This is a genomic window from Nocardia mangyaensis (assembly GCF_001886715.1).
Lineage (GTDB): Bacteria > Actinomycetota > Actinomycetes > Mycobacteriales > Mycobacteriaceae > Nocardia > Nocardia mangyaensis.
Genome location: NZ_CP018082.1, coordinates 5,165,116 through 5,177,406 on the forward strand (window position 1 = coordinate 5,165,116; position 12,291 = coordinate 5,177,406).

At 66.8% G+C, this 12,291-nt stretch carries 14 protein-coding genes and 2 pseudogenes; 7 read left to right on the top strand and 9 right to left on the bottom strand.

The features are described from left to right. Window positions 1–23 precede the first annotated feature (23 nt). From nrdE to BOX37_RS23485, 6 genes and pseudogenes are all read right to left on the bottom strand, one after another. The gene (gene nrdE, locus BOX37_RS36230) at window positions 24–1,763 is read right to left on the bottom strand and encodes a class 1b ribonucleoside-diphosphate reductase subunit alpha (RefSeq protein WP_420811637.1); all 1,740 of its coding nucleotides are present in this window, start codon (window positions 1,761–1,763) and stop codon (window positions 24–26) included. A 129-nt stretch (window positions 1,764–1,892) separates the two neighbouring features. After that, window positions 1,893–2,870: pseudogene (locus BOX37_RS36235) on the bottom strand (LAGLIDADG family homing endonuclease); the annotation flags it as partial. Beyond that, window positions 2,859–3,356, bottom strand: a pseudogene (locus BOX37_RS36240) (ribonucleotide reductase N-terminal alpha domain-containing protein); the annotation flags it as partial. The pseudogenes BOX37_RS36235 and BOX37_RS36240, both read right to left, overlap by 12 nt. Before the next feature lie 35 nt (window positions 3,357–3,391). Next, on the bottom strand, window positions 3,392–3,862 hold the full coding sequence (gene nrdI, locus BOX37_RS23475) for a class Ib ribonucleoside-diphosphate reductase assembly flavoprotein NrdI (protein ID WP_071929526.1): 471 nt from the start codon (window positions 3,860–3,862) through the stop codon (window positions 3,392–3,394). A 24-nt stretch (window positions 3,863–3,886) separates the two neighbouring features. Continuing rightward, window positions 3,887–4,120 carry a redoxin NrdH gene (locus BOX37_RS23480; RefSeq protein ID WP_071929527.1) on the bottom strand — a complete coding sequence of 78 codons (234 nt, stop codon included), beginning with the start codon at window positions 4,118–4,120 and terminating at the stop codon, window positions 3,887–3,889. Window positions 4,121–4,588: 468 nt separating this feature from the next. Beyond that, window positions 4,589–5,158: an NAD(P)H-dependent oxidoreductase gene (locus tag BOX37_RS23485; protein ID WP_071929528.1), complete on the bottom strand. Its 570-nt coding sequence runs from the start codon at window positions 5,156–5,158 to the stop codon at window positions 4,589–4,591. A gap of 133 nt (window positions 5,159–5,291) precedes the next feature. Between BOX37_RS23485 and BOX37_RS23490 the strand changes: the two genes are divergently transcribed. The 4 genes from BOX37_RS23490 to BOX37_RS23505 are packed head-to-tail and all read left to right on the top strand — an operon-like array spanning window position 5,292 to window position 7,835. Continuing rightward, complete coding sequence (locus tag BOX37_RS23490; RefSeq protein WP_071931813.1) at window positions 5,292–5,906, top strand: TetR/AcrR family transcriptional regulator; 615 nt, start codon at window positions 5,292–5,294, stop codon at window positions 5,904–5,906. A gap of 6 nt (window positions 5,907–5,912) precedes the next feature. Further along, a complete protein-coding gene (gene nadE, locus BOX37_RS23495) occupies window positions 5,913–6,737 on the top strand; it encodes an ammonia-dependent NAD(+) synthetase (protein WP_071929529.1) in 825 nt (274 codons plus the stop codon). A gap of 40 nt (window positions 6,738–6,777) precedes the next feature. Beyond that, the gene (locus BOX37_RS23500; RefSeq protein ID WP_071929530.1) at window positions 6,778–7,335 is read left to right on the top strand and encodes a TetR/AcrR family transcriptional regulator; all 558 of its coding nucleotides are present in this window, start codon (window positions 6,778–6,780) and stop codon (window positions 7,333–7,335) included. Further along, a complete protein-coding gene (locus BOX37_RS23505) occupies window positions 7,332–7,835 on the top strand; it encodes a hypothetical protein (RefSeq protein ID WP_071929531.1) in 504 nt (167 codons plus the stop codon). Before BOX37_RS23500 ends, BOX37_RS23505 begins: the two co-directional genes overlap by 4 nt. A gap of 4 nt (window positions 7,836–7,839) precedes the next feature. Here BOX37_RS23505 and BOX37_RS34220 read toward each other — a convergent pair whose 3' ends face one another. From BOX37_RS34220 to moaA, 3 genes are read right to left on the bottom strand one after another with little or no spacing between them, the layout of a single operon-like run. Then, on the bottom strand, window positions 7,840–8,007 hold the full coding sequence (locus tag BOX37_RS34220; protein WP_206045704.1) for a hypothetical protein: 168 nt from the start codon (window positions 8,005–8,007) through the stop codon (window positions 7,840–7,842). Beyond that, on the bottom strand, window positions 8,000–8,242 hold the full coding sequence (locus BOX37_RS23510; RefSeq protein WP_071929532.1) for a MoaD/ThiS family protein: 243 nt from the start codon (window positions 8,240–8,242) through the stop codon (window positions 8,000–8,002). Before BOX37_RS23510 ends, BOX37_RS34220 begins: the two co-directional genes overlap by 8 nt. Next, window positions 8,235–9,293, bottom strand: a complete 1,059-nt coding sequence (gene moaA, locus BOX37_RS23515; RefSeq protein ID WP_071929533.1) for a GTP 3',8-cyclase MoaA — start codon at window positions 9,291–9,293, stop codon at window positions 8,235–8,237. Before moaA ends, BOX37_RS23510 begins: the two co-directional genes overlap by 8 nt. Before the next feature lie 143 nt (window positions 9,294–9,436). Here moaA and BOX37_RS23520 point away from each other — a divergent pair, with 143 nt between their 5' ends. Genes BOX37_RS23520 through BOX37_RS23530 form a run of 3 tightly spaced genes read left to right on the top strand, consistent with a single transcriptional unit; the run spans window position 9,437 to window position 12,256 of the window. Further along, on the top strand, window positions 9,437–10,642 hold the full coding sequence (locus tag BOX37_RS23520) for a molybdopterin molybdotransferase MoeA (protein ID WP_071929534.1): 1,206 nt from the start codon (window positions 9,437–9,439) through the stop codon (window positions 10,640–10,642). Next, on the top strand, window positions 10,639–11,832 hold the full coding sequence (moaCB, locus tag BOX37_RS23525; protein ID WP_071929535.1) for a bifunctional molybdenum cofactor biosynthesis protein MoaC/MoaB: 1,194 nt from the start codon (window positions 10,639–10,641) through the stop codon (window positions 11,830–11,832). The genes BOX37_RS23520 and moaCB overlap by 4 nt, the downstream gene beginning before the upstream one ends. Next, the gene (locus tag BOX37_RS23530) at window positions 11,825–12,256 is read left to right on the top strand and encodes a molybdenum cofactor biosynthesis protein MoaE (RefSeq protein ID WP_071929536.1); all 432 of its coding nucleotides are present in this window, start codon (window positions 11,825–11,827) and stop codon (window positions 12,254–12,256) included. The genes moaCB and BOX37_RS23530 overlap by 8 nt, the downstream gene beginning before the upstream one ends. The last annotated feature ends 35 nt before the right edge of the window (window positions 12,257–12,291 follow it).

Sequence of the window (12,291 nt, forward strand, 5' to 3'; positions counted from 1 at the left end):
GGCCGCCCGCGTCCGTCAAACGCTTACAACATGCAGCTGACGCAGCCCTCCACCTCGGTCCCTTCGAGAGCCATCTGTCGCAGGCGGATGTAGTAGAGCGTCTTGATGCCCTTGCGCCACGCGTAGATCTGGGCCTTGTTGAGGTCGCGAGTGGAGGCGGTGTCCTTGAAGAACAAGGTCAGCGACAAACCCTGGTCGACGTGCTGGGTGGCCGCCGCGTAGGTGTCGATGATCTTCTCGTAGCCGATTTCGTAGGCGTCGTCGTAGTACTCGAGGTTGTCGTTGTCGAGGTAGGGGGCCGGGTAGTAGACGCGGCCGATCTTGCCTTCCTTGCGGATCTCGATCTTCGACGCCACCGGGTGGATCGAGCTGGTGGAGTGGTTGATGTAGGAGATCGAACCGGTCGGCGGGACGGCCTGCAGGTTCTGGTTGTAGATGCCGTACTCCCGGACCGACGCCTCGAGCACGCGCCAATCGTCCTGGGTGGGGATGTGCACGCCCGCGTCGGCGAACAGCTGGGCGACCCTGGCGGTCTTGGGTTCCCACACTTGATCGGTGTACTTGTCGAAGTACTCGCCGGAGGCATACTTGGAGTCGGCGAAGCCACCGAAGGCGCTGCCGCGCTCCTTGGCGATCAGGTTCGAGGCCCGGATCGCGTGGTAGACCACGGTGTAGAAGTAGATGTTGGTGAAGTCAACACCCTCTTCGGAGCCGTAGTGGACCCGCTCCCGCGCCAGGTAGCCGTGCAGATTCATCTGCCCGAGGCCGATGGCGTGGGACTCGTTGTTGCCCTGCTCGATCGAGGGCACCGAGTAGATGTGGGTCTGGTCCGAGACCGCGGTCAGCGCACGGATCGAGGTCTCGATGGTCTGACCGAAGTCCGGCGAATCCATCGCCTTGGCGATGTTGAGCGAACCCAGGTTGCACGAGATGTCCTTGCCGACCTTGGAGTAGGACAGATCGTCGTTGAACTCCGAGGGGGTCGAGACCTGCAGGATCTCCGAGCACAGGTTCGAGTGGGTGATCTTGCCTGCGATGGGATTAGCTCTGTTGACCGTATCTTCGAACATGATGTAGGGGTAGCCCGACTCGAACTGCAGCTCGGCGATGGTCTGGAAGAACTCACGCGCCTTGATCTTGGACTTGCGGATGCGCTTGTCGTCGACCATCTCGTAGTACTTCTCGGTGACGTCGATATCGGCGAACGGCTTGCCGTAGATGCGCTCGACGTCGTACGGCGAGAACAGGTACATGTCCTCGTTCTTCTTCGCCAGCTCGAAGGTGATGTCGGGGATCACCACACCCAGCGACAGCGTCTTGATCCGGATCTTCTCGTCCGCGTTCTCGCGCTTGGTGTCGAGGAAGCGGTAGATGTCGGGGTGGTGCGCGTGCAGGTACACCGCACCGGCGCCTTGACGCGCACCCAACTGGTTGGCGTAGGAGAAGGAGTCCTCGAGCAGCTTCATGATCGGGATGACACCCGAGCTCTGGTTCTCGATCTTCTTGATCGGCGCGCCGTGCTCACGAATGTTGCTCAGCAGCAACGCGACACCGCCGCCACGCTTGGACAGCTGCAGCGCGGAGTTGATCGAGCGCCCGATCGACTCCATGTTGTCCTCGATGCGCAACAGGAAGCAATTGTGCACAACCGTGCCGCGGATCGAATAGGTGTGTGTGCCCTCGACATGGAGGTTGTACACCTTCTCCGGCGCTTCGGTCGTGCACGTGATCGCACGAACACCGTAGACATGGCGACCGTGCACAACCTGGTAGGTCGCGCGCTTCGTACCCTTACGCCCGACGTAATTGTGCAGGTTCTTACCGATGTCGAAGATGAATTCTTCGTTGTTGCCGGGGAGACCTGGGATGAAGACCTGACCGGTCGTGTTGCCCGCTTGATTGACGTACTGGCGAACGGTCGACACGATGCTCAGGCGGCGCAGCATCAGCTGCACCTGGTCGATGAGTTCAGGATTGACCAGGTCGAGCACCATCCCACCGGTGGTGCTGCAGCCGTCCCCACGGAACAACCCGGCGAGCAGCCCGCGCTGGAAGTCCTCGTTCGCGGTCAGAACATCGTGGTTGAGCCGCTTTTCCCCGTAGCCGGTTCCTGCCAGGGACATCAGCAGCGACGCAACGACCTTGCTGTTGCACACCATCTTCGTCGAGTGATCCGAGTGATTGGTGTGCAGGGAAAGATCCGCGCCGAACACCTGCTTGAATGCCATACCGAGCTCGACGTGATATTCGGCCTCGTGTGCTCCGAGCGTGAAGTGGACGCCGTTCGGCTGAACGCCCTCGACGCCCGACCGTTTGGACACATACCCCTCGGCGACATACCAACCGAGAACCAAACCCAGTTCGTAGGACTCCTCGACGTAACGGTTGACCGAGACGAAGCGCTGGCTGTGCCGCTGCTTGTTGCGATGCTTGGCATCGACATTCACCTTGCGGATCGCGCCATCGACCTCTTCGTAGACGCCTGCGCCGACATACTCCATGAGGTCGAACGTGCGCCGGTCGCGCTCACCGAGCGGTGCGGTGGTCACGACGAAGTCGGACGGTTGCACGTCCTTGGCGGCCAACCACACAAAGCCGTTGAACGGGTCTGCCCCGTCACCGTCGATCAACGTTTCGACATCCCTCGACGTCCACACCAGGATCGGATGCTCGGGCGTACAGCGAATCGGCTCTTTGTGACCGAAGTGCGAAATCGACACCAGCGCTTCGGTATTCGGATTCTCGATCATAGCTTCCACCACACGGTAAGACCCGTCGTGCGAAAGTACCTTGTCACCCGGCAGCAACGTCTCGATAGCCCGCTGGCCGTCGATCGTGTCCACGGGAGTACCTGCGGGGAAGCACGACACCGGCTCGCCGCGCTGCTTCTTGCCGGAGTTGAGGAAGGTGGGGGTGGCGGGCTGGAAACGGCCGTCGATGATCTCGTCGACCAGCTTGCCCGCGAGCACCTCGTCGCCCGCGGCGAGGGTGAGCGCGACCATGCAGACGCGATCCTCGAAGCGCTCCAGGTAGCGCTTGCCGTCGAAGGTCTTGAGCGTGTAAGAGGTGTAGTACTTGAACGCGCCGAGGAAGGTGGGGAACCGGAACTTCTTGGCGTAGGCCTGCTGGAACAGCTGCTTGACGAAGGCGCGATCGTACTGATCGAGCACCTCGGTCTCGTAGTAGTTCTCCTTGACCAGGTAGTCCAGCTTCTCGTCCAGGTTGTGGAAGAAGACGGTGTTCTGGTTGACGTGCTGCAGGAAGTACTGGTGCGCGGCCTCGCGGTCCTTGTCGAACTGGATCTCGCCGTCGGGGCCGTACAGGTTCAGCATCGCGTTGAGAGCGTGGTAGTCCAGAACCTCGCCCGCGTCGGCACGCGTGGCGGCCTGCTCTAGACGGGCTGACTTGCCTGCCGGTGCTGTGGTTGCTGTTGCCAAAACAATCCCAATCCCTCTCGGACGCGCGCGACGTCCTCAGCGGTTCCCATGAGTTCGAAGCGATACAGGTACGGCACCCCGCTCTTGCGCGAGATGATGTCGCCTGCGGCGCAATAGGTATCGCCGAAGTTCGTGTTTCCGGCCGCGATCACCCCGCGCAGCAGGGCGCGGTTGTGCGGGTCGTTGAGGAACTTGGCGACCTGCCGCGGTACGAGGTCCTTGTCGGACCGTTGTCCACCCATCACGTGCCGACCACCCCCGTAGGTGGGGGTGATCAGCACGTAGGGTTCGTCGACGCGCAGCGATTCAGCGGTGTGCAGTGGTAGTCGAGTGGCCGGGAGACCCAGCTTCTCGACGAAACGATGAGTGTTCTCCGAAGCGCTGGAGAAGTAGACCAGCCCGCCCGGAGTCGTCCGCTCGGGCATGGGAGCCTCCTTCGGCGCGAAGTCCTAAGCGGCCGCGACGGCGAGCGACTTGATGCGGTCGGGACGGAAGCCCGACCAGTGATCCTCGCCCGCGACGACGACCGGAGCCTGCAGGTAGCCGAGCGCCATGACGTAATCGCGCGCCTCGGCGTTCTCGGAGATGTCGATGATCTCGTAGTCCACCCCGACCTTGTCGAGCGCCTTGTAGGTGGCATTGCACTGGACGCAAGCGGGCTTGGTGTACACGGTGATGGTCATCTAGGTTCTCCCTCTCCTGAGCCTGTTCGCGGCGTTCGCGAGCCCTCCGTGGTGACGCAGGCTTCCGCCTCCGGCCTCCGAGCTCACACCGCAGTGCCTGATCCACAGCCTGTGATCCGTATGCAAGTGCACGAACGGTGATGCTGCGCAAACTCCTGGATCTGGCGAAGAAAGCCCTGCTCGTAACCCCTTCCCTTGGGCCCGATCAGTGGTGGCTTCACACCGTGTTCCAGTACCGAAGACACTACACCTAGTGTCCGACAGATGTGAACAACACAAGGTGTTGCGAGTCGCACAGATGTAATTCCGACGTCGTAAGTCCCAGTACACCCGATCGGCAAGCAGGCGAAACAGTGTCCCAGATCACGATTTCGCATCCCGGCGAGTCTTCAGCAAACTCCTCGGACACGCGAAAGGGGCGTCGCGTCCCTACCGGATGCGACGCCCCTTTTGGAGCCGAACGACAGCTTACGCGTTCACCCGCGCGCTCTCGACGGCGGCGACGAGCTGATGCACGGTCGCACCGAGCTGAGTCAGCGCCTCGGCGTCCTGGGCGGGGTGGGTCTGACCGAAGCGCTCGCCGATGGTGGCGAACTGCGCGGTGGCGGCCTCGACGACGACGCCACCGGCGATGCCGACCGACTTGACGGTGTCGCCGTGCGCCCACGCGGCGGCGTTCGGGCTGATCGACGCACTCACCACGGCGACCGGCTTACCCTTGATCGCACCGGTGCCATAGGGACGCGAAGCCCAGTCGATGACGTTCTTGAGCACGGCAGGCAGGGTGCCGTTGTACTCGGGAGTGAGCAGCAGGACCGCGTCGGCCGCGGCGACAGCGGCGCGCAGCGACTCGGCCTGCGCGGGCACCGAACCCGCGACGTCGAGGTCCTCGTTGTAGAACGGGATCTCGGCGAGACCCTCGTAGATGCTGATGTCGACGCCGTCGGGCGCGGTCTGCACCGCGGCCTCGGCCAGCTGCCGATTGATCGAGCCCGCGCGCAGGCTTCCGACGAGAGTGAGGATGCGGGTCTCGCTCATGACAACTCCTGGTGTACTCAATGGACTGTTGCAAAGTTTCATCCGACAATAACCGGACCCCGGTCCGATTACTTCCCGCGGAGGACGTGTGAGCGGCGTGAGCTACACCACACCCAGGTCCGACGAACCGCCCATGCTGCGGATCGGACCACCGACGCCCGGCAGTGCCGAACCCGTCGAGCGCGCCGATGCCGCGCGCAATCGCGCGCTGCTGCTCGACGCGGCCCAGCAGTTGGTGCGTGAGCACGGTGTCGCCGGGCTGACGATGGACGCGCTCGCCAAACGCGCGGGCGTGGGCAAGGGCACCGTCTTCCGCCGGTTCGGCAACCGCACCGGGCTCATGCTCGCTCTGCTCGACCACTCCGAGCAGAAGTTCCAGGCGGCGTTCATGTTCGGGCCAGGTCCGATGGGTCCCGATGCGAGCCCGGTCGAGCGATTGATCGCCTTCGGGCGGACCCGGCTGCTCGACATCGAGGTCGAGGGGGACTTACACCGGGCCGCCGAGGAGAACGGCGGCCGTTTCGGCGACGGACCATATTCACTGCACCGGGCGCACGTGGTGTTGTTGTTGCGCGAGGCGGGCGTGGCCGGCGAGTTGCCGCTGGTCGCCGACACCCTGCTGGCGACCCTGTCGGCAGCGTTGATCACCCACCAGCTCGCGGTGAGCGGCTACACCCGCGCGCAGATCGGCGACAACTGGGAATGGCTTGTTCGCCGAGTCGTTTCCGGTGCCGCGCACGTAGAGTGAGACGGCATGGGGACACTGCGTGAACAGATCATCACCGAATTGGGCGTGCTGCCCGAGATAGAGCCGAAGCAGGAGGTCCGCCGCCGCGTCGACTTCCTCAAGGACTACCTGGCGACCACACCGGCCAAGGGCTTCGCGCTCGGCATCAGCGGTGGCCAGGACAGCGCGCTGGCCGGTCGGCTGTGCCAGCTCGCCGTCGAGGAGTTGCGCGCTGACGGTGTCGAGGCGAAGTTCCTCGCGGTGCGCCTGCCCTACGGCATGCAGGCCGACGAACACGACGCGCAGATCGCGCTGAACTTCGTCGACCCCGATCGCGCGGTCGTGGTGAACGTCCGGCCCAGCGCCGACGCGGTGGCCGCCGAGGTCGCCGGCGCACTCGATCACGAACGGTTGCGCGATTTCGTGCGCGGCAACATCAAGGCGCGCGAGCGGATGGTCGCCCAGTACGCGCTCGCCGGGCAGGAGAGCCTGCTGGTGGTCGGCACCGATCATGCCGCCGAGGCGGTGACCGGATTCTTCACCAAGTTCGGCGACGGCGGCGTCGACCTCACGCCCCTCACCGGCCTCACCAAACGGCAGGGCGCGGCGCTGCTGCAGGAACTGGGCGCGCCGTCGAGCATCTGGTCCAAGGTCCCCACCGCCGACCTCGAAGACGATCGCCCCGCCCTGGCCGACGAAGACGCCCTGGGTCTGCGCTACAGCGAGATCGACGACTACCTCGAGGGCAAGGACGTCACCGACGAGGTCGCCTCGCGCATCGAGACGATCTTCACCAACACCCGGCACAAGCGCACCGTGCCGGTCACCCCCCTCGACACCTGGTGGCGCTGAGCCATTGCATTATGACTGACTGGTCAGTCATAATGATGGGGTGAGCCCAAAGATAGTCGACAAGGCCGCGCGTCGGCAGGAGATCCTCGCCGCTGCCGTGCGGGTGTTCGCGCGCAAAGGTTTCGCGGCCGCGCGCATCGATGACGTCGCCGCCGAGGCCGGTATCGCCAAAGGCAGTGTCTACCTGTATTTCGACAGCCGCGACGCCCTGCTCGAGGCGGCGTTCGACGCGCACGCCGCCAGAGTCACCGACACCCTCGCCGCGGCCGACGACAGCGCCGAGCCGCTGGATCGGCTCGCCACGCTGATCCGCGCCACGGTGACCATGCTCGCCGAGGACGCCGATCTGGCCCGGATCCAGCTGGATCTCTGGTCGACCCCCCTCGACATCTCGGGCGTCTATCGCGACTACCGCGCGCGCATCGGCGCCCTGCTTCGCGAGGCCGAGCTCCGGCCCGGCCTCGACCCGGACCGCACGGCCACGGTGATCATCGGCGCGATCGAGGGATGCCTGGTGCAGTGGCTGCTGGATCCGCAGATCTCGCTGCTCGAGCTCGCCGACCCGATCGTCGAGGTCTGTGTGGAGGGTCTGCGATGAGCGCGATTCACAACGTACTGATCGCGCCGGGCACGACCGTGCCGGACCGGGTGCTCTGCTACGGCACGGCGGTGGCGGGCGGGGTATTGGCCTGGGCACTCGCGGTCGACGAAGGGTGGCCGTGGTGGACGCTGGCCATCGTCACGGTGATCGCCTTCGATCTGTTCGGTGGTGCTGTCGTCAACGCGACCTCGGCAGCCACCCGCAAGTTCCACGGCCCGAACCGGACGGCCCGCCATCATCTCGCCTTCGTGGCGCTCCACGTCCAGCCGTTCATCATGGCCCTGGTCGTCCCCGGTTTCACCTGGGCCACAGCGCTCGGGATCTACGTCCTCGCGCTGGCCGGTGCCGTGCTCGTGCTGCGGGTGGGGCGCCCGGCGGGGTTCGCGATCGCCGTGCTCGGCCTCACGCTGTTGCCCGCGCCCGAAGCGGTGCTGTGGTTCACGCCGGTGCTGCTGATCAAGCTGCTGCTGTCCTACCTGGAGCCGACAACCCGCTAGCAGATCACGGCGCCTCACCAGATGCGTTGGCGCGCAACAGGTCTCGGACTAGGTCGAAGTCCGCGCCCGTACGGAAGCGCAGGCAGCCCTTGCCCATGTCGTGGCTCGCGAGGCGGTCGGCGAAGGCGTCGCGGACTTCGGGGGCCTTGCTCTGCACCACCTGCTCAGCCACCCGCGAACGGGGGCAACACGTCGACGCGGTCGCGGAGCATGGCTGACGGGTCGCGGGTGAGTTCGTCACCGATGAGGAAGGCGCACACCCCGACCAGGCCGTCGACCTCGGAGCCGTAGGTGGCGGCAAGGGTGGCGCGCAGGTCGGCGACGGTGGCGCCGTCGGGTAGTTCGAGTGATTCGGTGTTCTTGCCGACCGCGTCGGCGATGGCGGCGAAATAGCGGACCTCAACCACCGATGGCTCCCATCGTGCGTTCCGGGGGGACGAAACCGGCGGCATCGATACCGTGCCCGGCCCATTTCTGCCACATCGCGCCGCGCCACAGCTCGGCGACCTCGGCGTCGTCGGCGCCTGCCCGCAGCGCGGTACGCACGTCGAACTCCTGGTCGCTGAACAGGCACGAGCGCAGCATGCCATCGGCGGTGAGCCGGGTGCGGTCGCAGCTGTCGCAGAACTTGCGGGTGACCGTCGCGATGATGCCGACGGTGGCGGGGCCGCCGTCGACGAGCCACTTCTCGGCGGGTGCCGAGGGGTCGACGCGACCGGCGGGGGTGAGGGTGAAGCGTTCACCGAGCACGTCCAGGAGGTCGGCGGCGGTCACCATGTGCTCGCGCGCCCACTCGTGGTCGGCGTCGAGCGGCATTTCCTCGATGAAGCGCAGTTCGCAGCCCTCGGCCAGGCACCAGGCGAGCAGGTCCGGCGCACCGGCCAGGTTCTGCCGCATGAGCACGGCGTTGACCTTCACCGGGGTGAGACCGGCATCGCGGGCGGCGCGGATGCCGTTGAGTACCGACTCGAGGCGGTCGCGGCGGGTGAGGCGGGCGAAATCGGCCTGGTCGACGGTGTCGAGGGAGACATTCACCCTCGACAATCCCGCCTTGACCAGCGCGGCGGCGCGGTGTTCGAGGCCGACGCCGTTGGTCGTCATCGCCAGCGGTGTCCCTGGCACCGCCGCGTGACAGCCGGCGACGATCTGCTCCAGTTCCCGGCGCATCAACGGCTCACCGCCGGTGAACCGCACCTCACGCACCCCGAGTTCGGTGACGGCCAGCGAGACCAGGCGCACGATCTCGTCGGCGGTGAGCAACTCCTCGCGCGGGATCGGCGGCAGCCCCTCCTCGGGCATACAGTAGGTACAGCGCAGCGAGCACTTCTCGGTGATGGAAACGCGCAGGTCGCGTGCGATCCGGCCGAACCGGTCGACGAGGAGCGGCGTCTCGGGTCTGCCGTGCAGGGACGGCAGCTCCGATCGCACAGCGGGAATCCCCATATCGACCAGCGTCATTTCTCCAGTATGACCTGTCGGACCCCGCCGGATCCGTGCGGCGGGCCGAATGGTCACGAACTCGTCGGGCTCACCGCGAGCAACCCCCCGCGGTGAGCGACGCGGGCCGAACCCACCGGTCCGGCGGCGATTAGGCTGACAGCATGACTCCCCGGCCCGCCACCGCGTCGGCGCGCAGCGTCGACGAGTACCGCGACACCGTCGCCGCGCTGCTGGCCCACCTGTTCGAGCGCCCCGACGAGCAGGCGCCGGTCCCGGCCGCGCTCGGCCGGGTCCTCGCCACCGATGTGGTCTCACCCACCGATCTACCGGTCTTTCGCAACTCGGCGATGGACGGCTACGCCGTGCGGGCCGCCGATGTGGCCGTCACCCCGGCGCAGCTGCCGGTGGCCGGGGTGATCGCGGCGGGCGATGCGGGGACGTCAGCGCTGGACGCCGGGTCGGCGATGAAGGTGATGACCGGCGCGCCGGTGCCGCCCGGCGCCGACTGCGTGATCCCGGTCGAGGATGTGCAGGTGGGCGCGGACCGGATCGTGGTCGAGCGCGGTCGTGGTCGGGGCGAGTTCGTGCGCGAGGCCGGCACCGATGTGCGCACCGGCGAGCTGGTCGCCCGGGCGGGCACCGTGCTCGCGCCCCGGCACATCGCGGCGCTCGCCGCCGTCGGGCTGCCCACCGTGCCGGTGCTGACCCGGCTGCGGGCGGTGTGCGTCACCACCGGTGACGAACTGCGGCCCGCGGGCAGTGCGCTCGCGCCGGGGCAGATCTACAACTCGAACGGGATCGCGCTGGCCGCGGCGTTGCGGGCCGACGGCGTCGAGGTGGTCGAGGTCGCGCACAGCACCGACGATCCCGCGCGGTTCACCGCCGTGCTGCGCGCCGCGGTCGCCGCCGCCGATGTGGTCTTCACCTCGGGCGGGGTGTCCAAGGGCGATTTCGAGGTTGTCAAGGATGTGCTGGCGCCGCTGGGCGGGACCTTCGGGCCGGTCGCCGTGCAGCCGGGCGGACCGCAGGGATACACGGTGGTCGACGGCGTTCCGGTGCTGAGTTTCCCCGGAAATCCGGTGAGCACGATGGTGTCCTATGCCGTGTTCGCGCGGCCCGTCGTGCGTGCGCTGGGCGGGCTGCCCGCGCCGGAGACCCGCGAGGTGACCCTGTTGACCCCCGTGCGCTCACCCGCCGGGCGACGCCAATACCTGCGCGGTCTGATGACCGAGAATGGAGTGGAAGTGATCTCGGGACCGGGCTCTCATCTCATCGCGGGCATGGCCTGGGCCGACGCACTCGTCGACGTGCCCGCCGAGGTCACCACGCTGCCCGCCGGTTCCCCTGTGCGAATCTTGTCGCTATGAGCGAGTTGTCCCACGTCGACCGCGAGGGTCGCGCGCGCATGGTCGATGTGAGTGCCAAGGCCGACACCACTCGGATCGCCGTCGCCGCAGGGGAATTGACCACCACGGCCGAGGTTGTCGCACTGGTGCGCGCCGACGGCATGCCCAAGGCGGATGTGCTGTCCACGGCGCGGCTGGCCGGAATCGCCGGGGCCAAGCGAACTTCGGAGCTGATCCCGCTGTGCCATCAGCTGGCGTTGTCGTCGGTGAAGGTCGAGTTCGGGTTCACCGACACCTCGATCACCATCCAGGCCTCGGCCAAGACCACCGGACCGACCGGGGTCGAGATGGAGGCGCTCACCGCTGTCGCCGTGGCGGGGCTCACGCTGCACGACATGGTGAAGGCGGTCGATCCGGCGGCGGTGCTCAACGGGGTGCGGTTGCTGACCAAAGAGGGTGGCAAGCATGGGCATTGGATGCGGCCCGAGGCGCGGGTGGCATCCGAGACTGCGGGTAGCGAGGCGCTGAGTCGTTGGGCACCGGTCGACGCTGCGGCTGGGCGCACGGAGACGGCCGGTGCTGCCGGACATCGGGAGACGGTGTCGGTGGAATCGCCACGAACAGCGGCGATAGATGCCGCAGTCGAGCACACAGCATCAGCGGCGGTGGTTACGGACAGCGCCGAGCGCGCAGAGCCGTCGCCGGTCGTCACCGACAGCTCCAGGCGCGCGGTCTCGTCGCGGACCGCCGTGGTTGTCGTCGCCTCGACCGGTACCGCGGCGGGAACGCGCACCGACACGACCGGCCCTGTTCTCGCCGAATGGCTCACCGCGCAGGGGTTCTCGGTGCGCGGGCCGCTCGTCTACGCCGATGCCGACATCGCGGCCGGGTTGTGCGATGCGCTCGACGGTGCGCCCTCCTTCATCGTCACCACCGGCGGCACCGGCGCCTCCCCCACCGATGCCACCCCAGAAGCGACGCGCGCCGTGCTCGACCGGGAACTGCCCGGTGTCGCCGACGCGATCCGGCAGCGGGGCACCGCGAAGTTTCCCTTGGCCGCGCTCAGCCGTGGTGTCGCGGGGCTGGTCGGCGGTACCGTGGTGGTCAACCTGCCCGGTTCGCCCGGCGGGGTGAAGGACGGGATCGCGGTTCTGGAACCGCTGCTGGATCATCTGCTCGCGCAAGTAGCCGGAGGGGGCGCCCATGACTGAGGACGGGGCGGTCCGCCTGACGGCGATCCTCGAGCACGATCTAGACCCCATCGCGGTCGAGAAGGCGGTCGACGGACCGGAATTCGGCGCGGTCGTGGTGTTCACCGGGAAGGTGCGCAACCACGATGGCGGGCAAGCGGTTTCGGCACTGGAGTACTCCGCGCATCCGCAAGCCGAGCGGTTCCTGCGCCAGGTGTGCGCCGAAGTGTCCACCGGCAGTGGGCTGCCGGTCGCGGCGACGCATCGGATCGGCTCGCTGAGCATCGGCGACCTCGCCATTGTGGTAGCAGTCGCCGCTCCCCACCGAGGCGAGGCGTTCACCGTCTGTGCCGAGCTCGTCGAGCGGATCAAGCACGAGGTGCCGATCTGGAAACGCCAACTCTTCGCCGACGGACTCTCCGAATGGGTCAACGCCTGCGGCTAACCGCACTGGACCAGCGATCACCAGGCTCTGGTGCA

Coding starts and splice junctions, on each gene's coding strand:
- nrdI (WP_071929526.1), bottom strand. CDS start 3,862: ATGCCCGAGCGGACGACTCCGGGCGGGCTGGTCTACTTCTCCAGCGCT.
- BOX37_RS23480 (WP_071929527.1), bottom strand. CDS start 4,120: ATGACCATCACCGTGTACACCAAGCCCGCTTGCGTCCAGTGCAATGCC.
- BOX37_RS23485 (WP_071929528.1), bottom strand. CDS start 5,158: ATGAGCGAGACCCGCATCCTCACTCTCGTCGGAAGCCTGCGCGCGGGC.
- BOX37_RS23490 (WP_071931813.1), top strand. CDS start 5,292: ATGCTGCGGATCGGACCACCGACGCCCGGCAGTGCCGAACCCGTCGAG.
- nadE (WP_071929529.1), top strand. CDS start 5,913: ATGGGGACACTGCGTGAACAGATCATCACCGAATTGGGCGTGCTGCCC.
- BOX37_RS23505 (WP_071929531.1), top strand. CDS start 7,332: ATGAGCGCGATTCACAACGTACTGATCGCGCCGGGCACGACCGTGCCG.
- moaA (WP_071929533.1), bottom strand. CDS start 9,293: ATGACGCTGGTCGATATGGGGATTCCCGCTGTGCGATCGGAGCTGCCG.
- BOX37_RS23520 (WP_071929534.1), top strand. CDS start 9,437: ATGACTCCCCGGCCCGCCACCGCGTCGGCGCGCAGCGTCGACGAGTAC.
- moaCB (WP_071929535.1), top strand. CDS start 10,639: ATGAGCGAGTTGTCCCACGTCGACCGCGAGGGTCGCGCGCGCATGGTC.
- BOX37_RS23530 (WP_071929536.1), top strand. CDS start 11,825: ATGACTGAGGACGGGGCGGTCCGCCTGACGGCGATCCTCGAGCACGAT.